Here is a 16,139-nt window from a genome sequence, read left to right on the forward strand (position 1 = left end):
ACACTGGAGCCCGGCGCCACATTGACCCTGCCAGCCGGGCAGGGTGGCGAGGTGCTGGTGGTGCAGGGTGAGGTAAGCGAGGCTGGAGAAAGCCTGCCGGCCTTGAGCTGGCTGCGGCGCGCCGATTTTGCGGGCTTGCAGTTATCCAGTGAGCAGGGCGCCCAGTTGTTGATCAAGACCCATGACCCCGCGACACGCTGACGCAGATCAATAGTCACCGCCGTATAAACCCCTTATTCTTGCGCGATGAAAATCGCCACCCGACATTCGTCCACCTGGGCGTTGCTGCTGGGCTTTGTCCTGTTCTTCAACGCCTTTACCTGCTGCCTGCTGCATGGGTCGGCTGCCTCTGCGCGGCTGCAGGGTATCGAGTTGGCCTTCTGTTCGCTGAGCGAAGCCGCATCGTTCAGCGTCACTCTGCAGGAGCCCGGCAGTACCGAGGGCGCTGCGCTGGTGATGAACCAGAGCTGTCAGCTCTGCTCATCCGGGTTGGCAGTGACCTCTGTGCCGGCCGCCTGGTTGAGTCCGGTGTTTCCCTTCCAGCCGGTTTTGGGCCGGCTGCCCGATAGCCTGCCTGTCGATACCCTGCGGCACGCCTGGCCGCCCGCCAATCCCCGCGCCTCACCCCGTTTCGTCTGATCTGCCTCATTTAGCGCGTCTGTCGGCTGTCGTTGTGCTGCCGGAATCGACGCTGTGTGCTGACTCATGATGAGACCTGTTTATGCTGACTTTTATCTTCAGACATTCCCTGTTGTCCCTGGCCGTCCTCGGCCTGCCAGTCGCCGCGCAGACGGCATTGCCGCAGCCGGCGTCAGGCCGTTCTGCGGTACTGGCCCTGCCGGATAGCCTGATTGTGGCACCCCGGGAAGAGCCGCGTGCGGTGAACTCGACACGTCTGCCACGGCCATCGTCCACAGCGTTGTCACGCAGCAGCGATGCGGCCAGTCTGCTGCGCGAGGTGCCCGGTATGAGCCTGTACTCAGCGGGCGGTGTGTCCAGTCTGCCGGTGTTGCGCGGGTTGGGTGATGACCGCCTGCGGGTCAGGGTCGATGGTATGGATCTGATTTCCGCCTGCGGCAATCACATGAACCCGCCGCTGTCCTATGTAGCACCCAGCAGCGTGGCAACGGCCGAGGTCTTTGCCGGTATCGCACCGGTCAGTCTGGGCGGTGACAGTATTGGCGGAACCATTCAGGTCGAGTCGCGCCCGCCGGTCTTTGCCCAGCCGGGTGAATCCGTGTTGCAGCAGGGTGAAATAGGCGCCTTCTACCGCAGTAACGGCCATGCCAGGGGCGCGGATGCCTCTGCCACACTAGCCAGCGAACAACTCAGCCTGAATTATCAGGGCTCCACGGCCGAGGCCGGTAATTACAGCGCCGGTGGCAACTTCAAGCCGGCCGGGCAGGCGGCGGCAGGGCGTGGTTGGCTGGCTGCGGATGAAGTGGGCTCGAGCGCCTACAAGTCGGTCAACCAGTCGCTGTCCCTGGCCTTGCGGCGTGAGCATCATCTATTGGAGTTGCGCGCGGGCGTGCAGGATATTCCCTATCAGCTCTGGCCCAACCAGCGCATGGACATGACCGGCAATGACAGTCGCCAGCTCAATCTCGGCTATCAGGGTGAGTATGACTGGGGTCAGCTGGAGCTGCGCGCCTATAACGAAAAGACCCGGCATGCCATGCAGTTTGGCGATGACAAGCTGTTCTGGTACGGCCCGGTGGACGGCGTGCCCGGCCCGATTTGCCAGGGCATGATGTGCTATGCCGCCGGCATGCCGATGGATACCGAGGGCAACAACACAGGCCTGAGCCTGAAAACCACACTGCCGCTGTCAGACCGCGATGTACTGCGCCTGGGCAGTGACTTCCAGCGTTACCGTCTGGACGATTGGTGGGATCCCTCCGGGCGCGGCATGTACCCGGAGGTGTTCATCAATATCAATGACGGCGAGCGAGACCGCCTGGCCGCCTATGTTGAATGGGATGCGCAGTGGTCAAACCGCTGGTCCAGCCAGTTGGGCCTGCGCGGCGAACGGGTGCGCATGCATGCCGGTCAGGTGCAGGGTTACAACCCCGGCTTTGCTGGTACCGATGCCAGCAACTTCAATCAGGCCGAGCGCAGCAAGACCGATTACAACCTGGATATCACCGCGCTGGTGCGCTTCACACCGAATGACAGCAGCCGCTATGAACTGGGTTACGCGCAGAAGACCCGCTCGCCCAACCTGTACGAACGCTACAGCTGGTCAACCAATGGCATGGCCATGCGCATGATCAACCTGGCTGGTGATGGCAATGGCTATGTCGGCAACCTGCAGCTGCAACCGGAAATTGCCCATACCTTGAGTGCCAGCGCCCAGTGGCAGGATGCCCAGGCCGCCCGTTGGCAGGCCAGCGTTACGCCTTACCTGACCTATGTGGATGACTATGTGGATGCCCGGCGCTGTGACAGCGGCGGCATGAGCTGCACCCCGGCCAACCTGAGTGCCACCGAGGGCTTTGTCTATTTGCAGTTTGCCAATACCTCGGCGCGTCTGTACGGGGTCGATCTGGCCGGTGAGCTGCGCTTGGGCGAGGTCAGTCAGAACAACTTCAGCCTGCGCGGCAACCTGAGTTATGTGCGCGGTGAGAACCGCTCAAGTGGCGATAACCTGTACAACATCATGCCGCTCAACGCGCGCTTTGCACTGGATCATGTTCGCGGCGCCTGGAGCAATACCCTGGAGTGGGAGCTGGTCTCGGCCAAGCGCAAGGTCAGCGCCGAGCGCAATGAAGTGGCCACCTCGGGCTATGGCCTGGTCAACTTGAGTACCCGCTATGAGTGGGATCGCGTCGAGCTGAGTCTGGGTATCGACAACCTGTTTGACCGCTTCTATAACCACCCGCTGGGCGGTGCCTACCTGGGGCAGGGCAAAACCATGTCGGCTAAGGATGTGGCCTGGGGTACGCCGGTACCGGGCATGGGGCGCTCGGTCTACACCGGTATTCGCGTCAGCTTCTGAGTCTCTGGCCCGGGCCCCTGATCGGGCCCGGGTTACTAGAGGAACAGCCAGAGCAACAGCCCCCCCAGAAGCAGCCGGTAGACAACAAAGGGCTGCATGCCGATGCGGTTGATAAAGGCCAGGAAGTAGTGAATGCACAGGAAGGCGCTGAGACCGGACAGTGCCACACCGCTGAGCATGAAAATCCAGTCCACCGGCACATCGGTACTGATCAGGTCGAAGGTTTTCAGGCCGCAGGCAATGACGATCACCGGGATCGACAACAAAAAGGAAAAGCGCGCCGAGGCTTCACGGCTCAGACCCAGTAGCAGACCGGCGGTCATGGTAATGCCGGAACGGGAGGTGCCGGGGAACAGCGCCACCGCCTGGGCCAAAGCTATGATCAGCACATCCTTCCAGGTCATTTCCGTGACTTCACGGCGTCCGCGGTGGCGCCAGTCGGCCCAACCCAGCAGCAGACCGAAGACAATCAGGCCGATGGCGATATAAATGGGCGAGCGCAGCACGGTTTCCAGGCTGTCCTTGACCAGTAGCCCGACAATACCCACGGGGATGGTCCCGAGGATCACCGCCCAGGCCAGGCGGGCGTCGGAATCCATCTCCCGGTGGGTGACCGAGCGGGTCCAGCTCAGGGTCATGTTCAGCAGGTCGCGGCGGAAATAAATCACCACTGCCGCCAGGCTGCCGAAGTGCAGGGCCACGTCAAAGGCCAGGCCCTGATCCTGCCACTCGGTCAGCACCGGTACCAGAATCAGGTGGGCCGAACTGGAGATCGGCAGAAACTCGGTGATGCCTTGCACCACAGCCAGAAACACTACTTGCAGCCAATCCATGAAGATACCCGCCGGTCAAATAAGCGCGCATTAAAGCATGCAGCGCCGGGCTTGCGAAGCCTCCTGGTTCAGGCGTCGGGCAGATAGCGCAGCAGCAGGGCGAACTGCATGTCGCCGGCCAGCGGTTTGCGGATACGCACCTGATGGCCGTCACCCGGGGCTACCTCGATAGCCCGGCCCTGAGGGTCGCACAGATGCTCGAGGGTGAAGCTGTGGTTGCCGCCGGGGCTCATGATTTCCAGCTGATCACCCAGCTGGAAGCGGTTCTTGACGGCGATAGTCAGCCATTCGCCATCATCCTCGAGCACTTCTCCGACAAACTGGTGACGCTCCATGCGCGAGGCGCCGTGTTCGTAGTTCTGATACACCCCGGGTGGATGGCGGCGGTAGAAGCCCTCGGTATAACCGCGGTTGGAGAGACTCTCCAGATCATCCATCAGGCCCAGATCAAAGGGCTTGCCGGCCAGCGCATCATCAATCGCCCGACGGTAGCTCTGCACGGTGCGGGCCACATAGAAATGGGTTTTGGTGCGGCCCTCGATTTTCAGTGAATCGATGCCCATCTCGATCAGCCGCGGTACGTGTTGTACCGCGCGCAGGTCCTTGGAGTTCATGATGTAGGTGCCATGCTCGTCCTCCTCGATGGCCATCGGCTCGTCGGGTTTGTCGTGCTGGGTGAGGATATGCACCGGCTGCGCCAGCACTTGCAGATTGCCTTCGAGGGTTTCCGTGGCCGGCTGCAGATCATATTGCCAGCGGCAGGCATTGGTGCAGGCACCCTGATTGGCGTCACGGTGGTTGAAGTAGCCGGACAGCAGGCAGCGTCCGGAGTAGGCAATGCACAGCGCGCCGTGGACGAACACCTCAAGGCCGATATCCGGGCACCTGTGGCGAATTTCCTCAATCTCGTCCAGCGACAGTTCGCGGGACAGAATCACCCGCTCGATACCCTGTGCCTGCCAGAAGGCCACGGTTGCCCAGTTGACTGCATTGGCCTGCACCGACAGATGAACGGGCTGCTCTGGCCAACGCTCGCGCACCAGCATGATCAGGCCTGGATCGGACATGATCAGGGCGTCCGGACGCATGGCGATCACCGGTTCCAGGTCACGCAGGTAGGTCGCCACCTTGTTGTTGTGCGCAGCGATATTGCTGGCCAGGTAAAAACGTTTGCCCAACGCATGGGCCTCGGCAATCGCGGCGGCCATGACCTCGGGCTGGTGGAAGTCGTTCTCGCGCACGCGCAGGCTGTAACGAGGCTGGCCGGCGTAGACGGCATCGGCGCCATAGGCAAAGGCGTAGCGCATGGCTTTCAGGGTGCCGGCCGGGGCCAGCAGTTCGGGTATCTTGGGCATGGGATTACCTGCTGCGAGACGACAAAAGTGCCGCGCAGCATACCGGTCACCCGACTGGCAGACATTGACCAAGGTCAGCTCGTGAAGGGATTGGCGGTCTGGGACTGGTCGAGTTCCACCTCGACCTAAGGGGCTGGCAGATAGCGCCATGGCCGAGATGGAACTCGGCCCTCCCAGGGGTAGGTGCACTCACTGGTGGGAGCGCCGGCCTCGGCGCGAAGATAGAGTCCGATTTCGCCGCGGGGCCGCGGCTCCTACCAGAGCACACGGTTCCTGCCGGGTTAGCCTGGGACTGGTCGAGTTCTATCTCGACCAATGCGCGCTGGTAGAAAGCACCATGGCCGAGATGGAACTCGGCCCTCCCAGGGGTAGGTGCACTTACTGGTGGGAGCGCCGGCCTCGGCGCGAAGATAGAGTTCGATTTCGCCGCGAGGCCGCGGCTCCTAACAGAGCACGCGGTTCCTGCCGGGTTAGCTTGGGACTGGTCGAGTTCCATCTCGACCAATGCGCGCTGGTAGAAAGCACCACGGCCGAGATGGAACTCGGCCCTCCATGGGGCATGTCTGAAGTCTATGTTGATTCAACAGCCGGGCTGATACACATGACCGCCGACGCTGGTCGTGGCATCTTGGGTTATCTTTCCGATACAAGAACAACAGGAGAAAGCGATGCGCTGGAAAAACCGCCCAGATGGCTCCAACTGGGGCGACTTTGGCCCTGACGATGAACTCGGTCGGCTCAATCTGCTGACCCCCGACAAGGTCCTGAAGGGTATTGCCGAGGTACGCGATGGTCGCAGCTTCTGCCTCAGTCTGCCGCTCGATTACCCGGGCGGCAATGTCCTCAACCGTCTGCGCCATCCGCCCCGGCGCTTTACCTCCGGGCGCGGTGACAAGCTCAATTACAACTTCGAACTGCAGCGCATCAACCCGACTTTCACCGATGTAGTCAGCGATGATGCGGTGCTGCTCTATACCCAGTACTCGACCCAGTGGGACGCCCTGTCCCATGTCGGTGGTCTTTTTGATGCCGATGGCGACGGCGTGCCTGAGCCGTTGTATTACAACGGTTGGCGTGCGGGCACGGACATTTGTGGCCCGTCCGGTCATGAGGATGCACTGGAGGGTGTGAATGCCGAGCGGCTGGGCATAGACAAGATGGCTGCGACAGCGGTCAGCGGCCGGGCGGTGCTGATCGACTTGCACAGGCACTGTGGCAACAACCGTGAGCTGATCGACCATGCCCGGCTACAGCAGATCATGCAGGCAGACGGTGTGGTGGTTGAACCGGGAGATATGGTCTGTCTGTATACCGGCTTTGCCGATGTGATCCTGGGCATGGGCGGTCAACCGGATGCAGCGGTACTGGATAACAGCTGTGCAGTGCTCGATGGCCGCGATCCGGCGCTGTTGCAGTGGATTACCGATAGTGGCCTGAGTGTGCTGATTGCCGACAATTATGCGGTTGAAGCCTATCCGGCACGGGACGGTGGATCCTGCTGCGCGGCCCTGCCGCTGCATGAACATTGCTTGTTCAAGCTGGGCATCCATCTGGGCGAGCTGTGGTATCTGAGCGAGCTGGCCAGGGCCCTGCGCGAACAGGGCCGCTACCGCTTTATGCTGACCGCGCCACCACTGCGTCTGCCCGGTGCGGTGGGTTCACCGGTGACCCCGGTGGCGCTGATCTAGTCAGCTGGTCGCATCTCCTGGGAGGGTCGTATATGGTCTCCTCCCTCATTGCAAGGCTTTCAGTCTTTGATGGCAAGAGCAGGTTGTCTGTCGTATATCCGGCCTCAGTGTCCAGCTCTGTGCTGTGGGCCTTGATGAGCATTCGCCACGTATCGTCCTTATCGAGTTATCGGCTTTATTAGCCGCGACCATCCTCAGGTTTTCGATACATCGGTTTGACCTGTGTTGTCATCATCTACTGATTGCCTTCGCAACCTGGGGAGAGCTCTTTACCTCATTGTTAAACTGTTATGTGTGTGATGTAGCAGTCCTGCCTCAGGCTGGCAGAGCCCGGTACTGCTCTGAGCGTGCTACGACGGCCCAGCCGATACGCGCCAGCTTGTTGGCTAGCGCCACCACAGCCTTGTTGTAACCACGCCGATCGATCAGATCTTGCACCCATCGGCTGAGCCTGTCGTCACGCTCTTTAGCGAAGCGTGCAACGGCCCTGGCGCCATGCACCAGCAAGGCTCTCAGGTGTTTATCTCCTCGCTTGCTGATACCCCCGAGGATTGTTTTACCGCCTGTACTGTATTGCTTGGGGACGAGTCCGAGAGCCGCAGCCACATCACGGCCGCTGCGGAACTGCTGGCCGTTTCCTAGCCAACAGTAGAAGGCGCTGCTGACGATAGGTCCGTAGCCCGGCACAGTCATCAGCCGTTGGCAGTGTTCGTTAGCAGCGACCTGGGCCTTGATCTCGTGCTCGTACCAGACCAGCTCCTGCTCAAGTGTCATAAACAACTGATATTGGCGGCCAAGCAGCTCACGCAAACGCCAAGGCAGACCATTCTCAGCATCTTCCAGCATCCCGGCCACCGCTTGACGGAAACGGTGTTTCCCTTCAGGCAAACACACGCCGTGCTCAGCGAGTAAGGCTCGTGTGCGATTAACCAGACCAGTCTGTTCAACCACCAGTGACTGGCGCAAGCGATGCAGGCTCTGATCAAGCTGCTGTTCGGCCGTCTTGACCTCAACGCAGCGGATACGTCCGTGCTGGACGGCCTCCGCAATGGCCTGAGCATCGTTGTAGTCGTTCTTTTGACCTCGCAGATACGCTTTGACGTGCTGAGCAGGGAGAAGATGAACTTCATGGCCCAGTGATTGGATCTGTCTGGCCCAACAGTGCGCGCCAGAACAAGCCTCCATCCCGACTAAGGCCCCAGGGTGGTTGGCCAGAAATGGCAGGACCTCATGGCGCCGAAGCTTTTTACGACGAACTTGCTTGCCTGAGCCATCAAGGACAGAAATGAAGAACACAGCCTTTGCCAAGTCGATGCCAATTGTCATAGATTTGTTCATGGTTTCCTCCTGTCTCCTTTCGGTTTCAGTAGATGTTTTAACATCTATCCCCTGGCGCATCGACGCCGTAGAGGGGAGAGGGAGGAGACCATCTCATCGAGTTCCATCTCGACCAGGGCGTGCTGGCAGATACCGCTGTGGCCGAGGTGGAACTCGGCCCTCCCAGGGGGCGCTTTACTGGTGGGAGCACCGGCCTCGGCGCGAAGGCGGAGTTCGATTTCGCCGCGGGGCCGCGGCTCCCACCAAAACCTGTGGTGCCTGCCGGGTTAGCCTGGGAGTGGTCGAGTTCCATCTCGACCAATGCGCGCTGACAGATAGCACCATGGCCGAGGTGGAACTCGGCCTTCCCGCGGGCTATCCCCCAATCTGCCGGGCTCGATCAGAGTTCCGGGGAAGGCCTGAGGACGCGGTGGCCGAGGGTCAGCAACACGGCCAGACCGATCAGCCCGAATGACAGCACGAACAGCTGCAGCTCGGTAATCTTGATGAAGGGGTTGTGTGGCATGGCCAGGAACAGGCCGCCGACAATCAGCAGCAGGCGTATAGGCCAGTGCAGGAAGCCGCGCTCACTCAGGTTGCCGAGCTTCGGCAGGTAGCCCTGCAAGCCCCCCGCAATCAGCAGAATACCCGCCACCGCACAGACAATCGCGACGACGATTTCACTGGCCGTGCCTTGCAGCAACAGCGCCGGCTCCAGCACAAAGAAGAACGGGATAAAGTAGATGATGCTGCCCATCTGCATGGAGACAAAACTGGTCTTCATTGGACTGGAGCCGGCCACCGAGGCGGCGGCAAAGGCGCCAATCGCCACTGGCGGGGTGATAAAGCTGAGCATGCCCCAGTAGAGAATGAACATGTGCACGGCCATCGGGTTCATGCCACCGTTGATCAGCGCTGGCGCCAGGGCGATGGCGAGGAAGATATAGGCCGCCGTCACCGGCATGCCAATCCCCAGAATAAAGCTGGTCAGTGCGCCCATCAGCAACAGCACCAGCATGTCGCCACCGGCAATAAACAGCAGATCATTGGCGATGGTGCCGGACATGCCGGACACCGCCAGCGCGCCCATGATCAGGCCTACCCCGGCCATCAATCCTGTCAGTTCGGCAAACAGGGCTCCACAGGATTCGGCAAAGTCCTTGAAGTCCTTCCATTGCCAGCGGCTGTGCTTGCGCAGCTGATTGATCACCAGCAGCAGAGCGGTGGCGTAGAAGGGCGCGATGGCTTCCTGTTTCATGAACAGCAGCATCCAGATCAGGAAGGCAAACACGAAGATGTAGTGCCAGCCCTCCTTGAGGGTCTGCTTGACGCGTGGCAGGTCTACAGCCGGCAGGCCCTTGAGGCCGTTGCGGGCGGAGTAGAAGTCGATCTGCACAAACAGGCCGAAGAAATACAGGGCCGAAGGGATGGCGGCGGCCAGGGCAATCTCGCCGTAGGGAATATCCAGAAAGGTCGCCATGACAAAGGCGGTGGCACCCATCACCGGAGGCATCAACACGCCACCGGTGGAGGCGCAGGTTTCAACCCCCGCGGCATAGGTCTTGCTGAAGCCAACCTTGCGCATGGCCGGGATCGACAGCGGGCCGGTGGTCAGCACGTTGGTGACCACGCTACCGGACATCGAGCCCATCAGGCCGCTGGAAAAAATCGATACCTTGGCCGGGCCGCCGCGGACTTTGCCGAGCAGGGCAAAGGCCAGATCGATAAAGAATTTGCCGCCGCCGGTGCGCTGCAGGGCGATACCAAAGAGCAGAAAGCCGATCACCAGATTGGCAAAGGCCTGTGACGGAATCCCCAGCAGGCTCTCGTCACTGTTGGTGTGGTAGATGGCGGCCAGATCAATGGGTGTGGAAATACCGGCAAAGCTGTCCGGCAGGTTGCCGGCAAACAGCGGGAACAGCGAGGCGAGAAACACCACGATAAAGATCGGCCAGCCGCCACAGCGGCGCGTGGCTTCCAGCGCCAGGGCCCAGGTCAGCAGGCTGACATAGACCACGCTTTGGGGTGCGGCGTATTCCCAGCCCTCATCCACCGATTCGTTCGAATAGATGATAAAGAAGATACAGACCAGGGCGCTGGCCACCGCCAGTAACCAGTCATACCAGGGCGTAGGCTCAATGCGTCGGCCACGGCCAACGGGGATGGCAATAAACACCGTAGGCAACATCATGGCCAGCAGGCCGTAGATATACTGGCTGGTGAGCATGGTAAAGCCGGTCATGCTGCCCAGATTGAAGATCTGGTAAATCGCCAACAGCGCGGTAAGCACGGCACCCACGGCCAGTATCGTGCCGGTCAATGGATTACGCAGGGCCTGTTGTTCTTCTGACATGTTCTGCCTCGTAGTCATTCATCATCAGCCTGCCGCAATCAGGTGGGCGGGCGAAAAGCCGGTGTCACTTGAGTTCAGCGCTGAAAGCCGGGATCAAAGCCGGCTTCGGTCAGAACCCGAGCTCGGCGTTGCATCCAACTGGCTTGAAAGTTGTCCTGGTCAGCCTCGGCCAACTGCACCTGCCAGGCGTCCAGCATCAATTGCTGGCGCTGCAGCAGGCGCTGGTTATGGGCTTCATGGGCGTCGGTCCAGACCCCGGCTTCGCGGAAATAGCGAATGGCGCCTTCGTGATAGGGCATGACCCAATCGAATACCTGGCGGCTCAGCTCCCAGCCTTCGGCACCCGGGGCCAGGTTTTGGAACTCGTCATAGTGTTCGTCGACAAAGCGCGTCAGCGCATAGACTTCATCATCACTGCGGCTGGCATTGGTCACCAGAATCGGCAGGGCATAGCCTCCGCCTTCCCACGGGTTGTCCTCGGACACACCGGCACCTCGGGTTTCAAATTGCGGCAGGTAATAGGGAATGACCTGCTGGGCACGGCGCCAGGCGGCTTTTTCTTCGTCGGTGTTGTTTGGCATGCCCAGCCAGCTGATACCCCGTGGGCTGGCGGCAATGCGCTCCATCAGCGGTGTGCGGGTTGACATTGGCATGATGTCAGCATGGCCGTTGATCAAGGCTTCGATGGCTTCGTTGGTACCGGAGGCATCCACCCGGCGCACGTCGGCCCAGGTCAGTCCGCCATAGGCCAATACAGCGCTGGTGATCATGTTGATCGAGTCGGCGCCGCGGATAAAGATCACGCGTTGACCCTTGAGTTCGTGGGGGTGTTTCAGGCCGGTATCGGCGGCGGCAGCCAGGCCAAAGCTCTGGGTACCCTGCGAGGCCAGTACCATGCGGATTGGCTGCGGGCCCCAGTCGGGCTTGTTGAACAGAAAGATCCCTTCCTGACCGAAGTAGCTGGCAATGCCGCATAGACAGTAGTCGGCACGACCTGTTTTCAGCGGGATCATGCGCGAGACGTCGTTGCGTCCGGGCAGAATGCGGATATTGCTGCCAACCTCGTGTTTGAGTAGACCGCCCAGAGCAGCGGCCTGGGCATAGCCGGCGGCACCGGTACCGTAGGCGGTCCAGACCAAGACGCGGGGCAGATCGGAGTGGTCGTCTGCGCTGACCGACAGGCAGAGTGTCATGGCCAGTGCGCCAACAAAGCTGCGAAGGCATATGCGCATTGCTAAACCTTTTATTGTGATTAATTTCGCTATGCGAAACTGATATGAATTTTGTTTCGCTTGTCAGAACAGCATTTTACTCAGGGTGGGACACTTTGCAAAAGGCAATAGGTAAGGAAAGGTTAACCATTTCAAGACAGCATAGCCCATGGGATGAGACCTGATCGGCAGTCTCATGCATTGTTGCGTGCCGGTTTTGCCTGCACTCGCTATAGTGGCGCCTTTTTCCAGGGAGGGGCGCAGTCATGCCGTCACAGGACATCGCAACAACATCCAGTAATAGGCAACTGAATACCGACTCGCCAGCCTGGGTAATCGGCAAATCACTGGTTCTGCAGTTACTGTTGTTGGGGGGCATGCTGTTGGCAGTGGTAGCGCCGTATTCCCGCAGCTTCGACGATAACGCCTGGGAGAAACTGCTTGGTCTGACGCTGATCTGTGTCGGCAGTCTGGTGCTGATGGCCATGGGGCAGATCCGGCGGGCCAAACCAGAACGTGGTCTTGCGCTGGCCATGCGGCCGTTGGCGATTTTTGCTGTAGGTTCTGTGCTGTCAATGGCGTTCAGTTGGGTCAGCGTGCTGGCTGAGCCAGAGTTGCCCGACTTTATCGCGTCCGAGGGGTTGGTCTTCACCCATCTGCTGGTTGCCGCACTGAGAGGGGTGGCTGCTGTCCTTGCCTTTATCCTGATTGAGCCCTTTCTGACGCGCCTGCGCTGGCAATCGATACTCGGTTGTCTGTTGGCGATACACATGCTCTGGTTCTGGATCAGCGGCGGCTTGCACAGTCTTTACTTTAACGGCTCACCTTTCAGTTATCTGCTGTTCAATCTTACCGGCCCGGTTTACAGCCTGTATTTCTTCCCCGTTACGGTGCCCTTGCTGTCTCTTGCACTGCTGGCCTGGGGCTGGTGGGTGAGTAATGGCCTGTTGCCGGGTGCCCAACAGGCGCCGACCCTGTTTGATGGTCGCTTCAGACAACTGCTTGGGGACTTCTTCGGCGGACGCCTGAGCCTGCTCAAGACCTTCTGGTACATCGCCTGTATTGGCGGCTTTGTGTTTGGCTGGCTGGTGCTCAGCCTGGCCCTGTCGAACGCCAATCGGATTCTTATGCTGCTGGTCTTGCTGATTGCTGCGTCGTTCTGGATTCTGGTGTTCATACGCCTGCTTGAGGCAGGTCGGCAGTATGAGGGCAAGATGATCTGGGAAGTCTTGGCGGTGATTCTGGTTGGTGCGCAGATGGTAGGCGCCATCATTGGCGTGATCATGCTGATTCACGCGTTTTTCTGACGGCTAAAACTGTCTGGCTGTTGCATAAAAAAGCCCCGGCTCTTTCGAACCAGGGCTTTCTTGCAGCTTTAAGCTTGTGGCTTGCAGCTGGGTTTACAGCTTGCCGTCCAGTTCCGGAACAGCTTCGAACAGGTCAGCAACCAGACCGTAATCGGCAACCGAGAAGATCGGTGCTTCTTCGTCCTTGTTGATTGCCACGATGACCTTGGAGTCCTTCATACCGGCCAGGTGCTGGATGGCGCCGGAGATACCGACGGCAACGTACAGCTGGGGGGCAACGATCTTGCCGGTCTGACCGACCTGCATGTCGTTGGGTACAAAGCCCGCGTCAACAGCGGCACGCGAGGCACCTACAGCGGCGCCGAGCTTGTCGGCCACCTTGTAGAGCATCTCGAAGTTGTCACCGTTCTGCATGCCACGGCCGCCGGAAACGACGATCTTGGCACCGGCCAGCTCGGGACGGTCGGACTTGGCCAGTTCTTCACCAACGAAGGCAGATACACCGGCGTCATGGGCAGCGCCAACGTTCTCGATGGCAGCACTGCCACCTTCTGCGGCAACGGCGTCAAAGCCGGTGGAGCGAACGGTGATGACCTTGATGGCGGCGCTGGACTGCACGGTGGCAATCGCGTTACCGGCATAGATCGGACGCTTGAAGGTATCAGCGCTGTCAACGGCAATGATTTCGGAGATCTGATCAACGTCCAGCAGGGCAGCAACACGCGGGGCGTAGTTTTTGCCGTTGGTGCTGGCGGGAACCAGAATGTGGCTGTAGTCCTTGCCCAGTTCGGCAATCAGCAGTGCCACGTTTTCCGGCAGTTGATGGCCGTAGGCAGCGTTGTCAGCCAGCAGTACCTTGCTGACGCCAGCAACCTTGGCGGCAGCGTCGGCCACAGCGGCGCAACCGGCGCCGGCAACCAGCACAGCGATATCACCACCAATGGCCTGGGCAGCGGCTACGGTGTTCAGGGTAGCGGCGTTCAGGGTGGCGTTGTTGTGTTCAGCGATAACCAGAATAGTCATATCAGATCACCTTGGCTTCGTTCTTGAGTTTGTCGACCAGCTCGTCGACGCTCTTGACCTTGATGCCGGCGCTACGGGCGGCCGGTGCTTCAACTTTCAGGGTCTTGACGGTCGAAGCAGTGCTGACACCCAGTTCATCGGGCTTGAGCACGTCGAGCTGCTTCTTCTTGGCCTTCATGATGTTCGGCAGAGAGGCGTAGCGTGGCTCGTTCAGACGCAGGTCGGTAGTGACAATGGCCGGCAGAGTCAGATCAACGGTTTGCAGACCGCCGTCGATTTCACGGGTGACCTTGACCTTGTCGCCGGACACTTCAACGGCCGAGGCAAAGGTGCCCTGGGCGAAGCCAGACAGAGCAGCCAGCATCTGGCCAGTCTGGTTGTTGTCGGAGTCGATGGCCTGCTTGCCGAGGATAACCAGCTGGGGCTGTTCCTTGTCGACAACAGCCTTGAGCAGCTTGGCGATGGCCAGCGCGCTCAGGTCGTCACCGGCTTCAACCAGAATAGCGCGGTCAGCACCCAGGGCCAGGGCAGTACGCAGTTGCTCCTGGGCGGCAGTCGGACCAACGGAGACGGCAACGATTTCAGTGGCAACGCCTTTTTCTTTCAGGCGCACAGCCTCTTCTACAGCGATTTCGCAGAAGGGGTTCATGGACATTTTGACGTTGGCCAGATCGACAGCGGAATTGTCCGCCTTGACGCGAACCTTGACGTTGTAATCGACCACGCGCTTCACGGCGACGAGGATTTTCATGGACGTTAGTCCTCCACAAGTCTATGGGACGCCCGCAGGCGCTTGAAAGGGGTTGCATAGGATACCGAGCCAGAAGCCTGGCCGATAGTGCCAATATCCAATTTAACAGGACGAAAATGCCGGAATAACGGCTGAATTACCGTTATTCCGGTGGGATTGGCGTTTTAGGACAGGCTCATCTGGTTAGCATAGGCTTCCAGATGGTGGTCATCATCACCAAATTGATGGCTGATTGTAACCAGACGCTTGGCATAGTGCGCACCATTGTACTCCCAGGTCATGGCAATACCGCCATGCAGCTGGATGCACTGTTCGGCCACATAACGCGCGGCACGGTTGATGGTGAACTTGGCCGCAGACAGCTTGGCACTGCGCTCGGCACTGTCTTCATCGTCCGCCAGACAAGCGGCCAGAATGGCCATGGAGGTGGCACGCTCCAGCTCACTGACCATATCGACCATGCGGTGCTGCAGGACCTGGAACTTGCCGATCGGCACGCCGAACTGCTTGCGGGTCTTCAGGTAGTCCAGGGTCAGATCGCAGGCAGTGCGCATGGCACCAACGGCTTCGCCACACAGGGCAGCAATGGCGCGGCCGCTCTGGTAACGAATGGCATCATAGGCGGCGCCAGCATTGCCGAGCAGCTCGGCCTCGACGTTGTCGAGGAACAGTTCACAACCCTTACGGCCGTCAACAGTCGAATACACGCGGCGACGCACGCCAGCGGCACTCGGATCAACCAGGAACAGGCTGATGCCCTGCTGGTCGCAGATATCACCGGCAGTGCGCGCACTGACCAGAATCTTGCCGGCGGTCTGGCCACCGATGACCACACCCTTGCGGCCGTTCAGCACATAGCTGCTGCCTTGCGCCTTGGCAGTGGTCGTCACGTGGCTCAGGTCATAGTGGCTGTGCAGTTCATCCAGAGCGACGGCAGCCTGCAGCTCACCGCTGGCGATGGCGCCCAGCAGCGCATCTTTCTGGCTGTCGTTGCCCAGCTGGGCGATCAGGCCGCCAGCCAGAATCACCGATTCCATGTAAGGCTCCAGGCAAATGCCCTTGCCCAGCTGCTCCATGATCAGCATGGTTTCGATGCCAGTGCCGCCAAAGCCACCCAGTTCTTCCGGGAAGGGAATGGCGGTCAGGCCCAGCTCACCCATCTGCTGCCAGAAAGCGGTGCTGAAACCGGCTTCGCTGTCGCTGAATTCCATGCGCTTGTCGAAGGTGTAAACGTCGCGTACCAGACGCTCCGCTGTTTCCTGGAGCATTTGTTGCTCTTCGGTCAATTTGAAGTCCACGGGCT

At 60.0% G+C, this 16,139-nt stretch carries 13 protein-coding genes; 5 read left to right on the top strand and 8 right to left on the bottom strand.

What is annotated here, in order from left to right:
* The 3 genes from AC27HQ_RS10260 to AC27HQ_RS10270 form a co-directional block, all read left to right on the top strand.
* Positions 1 to 201, top strand: a 201-nt coding sequence (locus tag AC27HQ_RS10260) for a cupin domain-containing protein (RefSeq protein ID WP_487156067.1), incomplete at its 5' end; no start/stop codon positions are given.
* Positions 202 to 246: 45 nt separating this feature from the next.
* Complete coding sequence (locus tag AC27HQ_RS10265) at positions 247 to 639, top strand: DUF2946 family protein (RefSeq protein ID WP_487156068.1); 393 nt, start codon at positions 247 to 249, stop codon at positions 637 to 639.
* An 82-nt stretch (positions 640 to 721) separates the two neighbouring features.
* A complete protein-coding gene (locus AC27HQ_RS10270; RefSeq protein WP_487156069.1) occupies positions 722 to 2,998 on the top strand; it encodes a TonB-dependent receptor in 2,277 nt (758 codons plus the stop codon).
* 35 nt (positions 2,999 to 3,033) lie between these two features.
* Here the strand turns inward: AC27HQ_RS10270 and AC27HQ_RS10275 are convergent, their stop codons facing one another.
* Together AC27HQ_RS10275 and trhP are read right to left on the bottom strand one after the other, a co-directional pair.
* Positions 3,034 to 3,831, bottom strand: coding sequence for an undecaprenyl-diphosphate phosphatase (locus AC27HQ_RS10275; protein WP_487156070.1), 798 nt, complete (start codon positions 3,829 to 3,831; stop codon positions 3,034 to 3,036).
* A gap of 68 nt (positions 3,832 to 3,899) precedes the next feature.
* Positions 3,900 to 5,186: a prephenate-dependent tRNA uridine(34) hydroxylase TrhP gene (trhP, locus tag AC27HQ_RS10280; protein ID WP_487156071.1), complete on the bottom strand. Its 1,287-nt coding sequence runs from the start codon at positions 5,184 to 5,186 to the stop codon at positions 3,900 to 3,902.
* A gap of 668 nt (positions 5,187 to 5,854) precedes the next feature.
* Between trhP and AC27HQ_RS10285 the strand changes: the two genes are divergently transcribed.
* Positions 5,855 to 6,874 carry a cyclase family protein gene (locus AC27HQ_RS10285; protein WP_487156072.1) on the top strand — a complete coding sequence of 340 codons (1,020 nt, stop codon included), beginning with the start codon at positions 5,855 to 5,857 and terminating at the stop codon, positions 6,872 to 6,874.
* A gap of 315 nt (positions 6,875 to 7,189) precedes the next feature.
* Here AC27HQ_RS10285 and AC27HQ_RS10290 read toward each other — a convergent pair whose 3' ends face one another.
* From AC27HQ_RS10290 to AC27HQ_RS10300, 3 genes are all read right to left on the bottom strand, one after another.
* Positions 7,190 to 8,272, bottom strand: coding sequence for an IS110 family RNA-guided transposase (locus AC27HQ_RS10290; RefSeq protein WP_487156073.1), 1,083 nt, complete (start codon positions 8,270 to 8,272; stop codon positions 7,190 to 7,192).
* Between the two features lie 319 nt (positions 8,273 to 8,591).
* On the bottom strand, positions 8,592 to 10,544 hold the full coding sequence (locus AC27HQ_RS10295) for a TRAP transporter permease (RefSeq protein WP_487156074.1): 1,953 nt from the start codon (positions 10,542 to 10,544) through the stop codon (positions 8,592 to 8,594).
* A gap of 74 nt (positions 10,545 to 10,618) precedes the next feature.
* Positions 10,619 to 11,776 carry a TAXI family TRAP transporter solute-binding subunit gene (locus AC27HQ_RS10300; RefSeq protein WP_487156075.1) on the bottom strand — a complete coding sequence of 386 codons (1,158 nt, stop codon included), beginning with the start codon at positions 11,774 to 11,776 and terminating at the stop codon, positions 10,619 to 10,621.
* A gap of 245 nt (positions 11,777 to 12,021) precedes the next feature.
* On the opposite strand from AC27HQ_RS10300, the gene AC27HQ_RS10305 reads away from it, so the two are divergent.
* Entirely contained in the window at positions 12,022 to 13,062 is a 1,041-nt protein-coding gene (locus tag AC27HQ_RS10305; protein WP_487156076.1) for a hypothetical protein, read from the top strand.
* A gap of 93 nt (positions 13,063 to 13,155) precedes the next feature.
* Here AC27HQ_RS10305 and AC27HQ_RS10310 read toward each other — a convergent pair whose 3' ends face one another.
* From AC27HQ_RS10310 to AC27HQ_RS10320, 3 genes are all read right to left on the bottom strand, one after another.
* Entirely contained in the window at positions 13,156 to 14,085 is a 930-nt protein-coding gene (locus AC27HQ_RS10310) for an electron transfer flavoprotein subunit alpha/FixB family protein (RefSeq protein ID WP_487156077.1), read from the bottom strand.
* 1 nt (position 14,086) lies between these two features.
* The gene (locus tag AC27HQ_RS10315) at positions 14,087 to 14,836 is read right to left on the bottom strand and encodes an electron transfer flavoprotein subunit beta/FixA family protein (RefSeq protein ID WP_487156078.1); all 750 of its coding nucleotides are present in this window, start codon (positions 14,834 to 14,836) and stop codon (positions 14,087 to 14,089) included.
* Positions 14,837 to 15,000: 164 nt separating this feature from the next.
* Positions 15,001 to 16,134 (bottom strand): acyl-CoA dehydrogenase family protein, encoded by a 1,134-nt coding sequence (locus AC27HQ_RS10320; RefSeq protein WP_487156079.1) that lies wholly within the window; start codon positions 16,132 to 16,134, stop codon positions 15,001 to 15,003.
* Between the last annotated feature and the right edge of the window lie 5 nt (positions 16,135 to 16,139).

This window comes from Halopseudomonas sp. 4NH20-0008 (assembly GCF_057548395.1).

Coding starts and splice junctions, on each gene's coding strand:
- AC27HQ_RS10265 (WP_487156068.1), top strand. CDS start 247: ATGAAAATCGCCACCCGACATTCGTCCACCTGGGCGTTGCTGCTGGGC.
- AC27HQ_RS10270 (WP_487156069.1), top strand. CDS start 722: ATGCTGACTTTTATCTTCAGACATTCCCTGTTGTCCCTGGCCGTCCTC.
- AC27HQ_RS10275 (WP_487156070.1), bottom strand. CDS start 3,831: ATGGATTGGCTGCAAGTAGTGTTTCTGGCTGTGGTGCAAGGCATCACC.
- trhP (WP_487156071.1), bottom strand. CDS start 5,186: ATGCCCAAGATACCCGAACTGCTGGCCCCGGCCGGCACCCTGAAAGCC.
- AC27HQ_RS10285 (WP_487156072.1), top strand. CDS start 5,855: ATGCGCTGGAAAAACCGCCCAGATGGCTCCAACTGGGGCGACTTTGGC.
- AC27HQ_RS10290 (WP_487156073.1), bottom strand. CDS start 8,272: ATGCGCCAGGGGATAGATGTTAAAACATCTACTGAAACCGAAAGGAGA.
- AC27HQ_RS10295 (WP_487156074.1), bottom strand. CDS start 10,544: ATGTCAGAAGAACAACAGGCCCTGCGTAATCCATTGACCGGCACGATA.
- AC27HQ_RS10300 (WP_487156075.1), bottom strand. CDS start 11,776: ATGCGCATATGCCTTCGCAGCTTTGTTGGCGCACTGGCCATGACACTC.
- AC27HQ_RS10305 (WP_487156076.1), top strand. CDS start 12,022: ATGCCGTCACAGGACATCGCAACAACATCCAGTAATAGGCAACTGAAT.
- AC27HQ_RS10310 (WP_487156077.1), bottom strand. CDS start 14,085: ATGACTATTCTGGTTATCGCTGAACACAACAACGCCACCCTGAACGCC.
- AC27HQ_RS10315 (WP_487156078.1), bottom strand. CDS start 14,836: ATGAAAATCCTCGTCGCCGTGAAGCGCGTGGTCGATTACAACGTCAAG.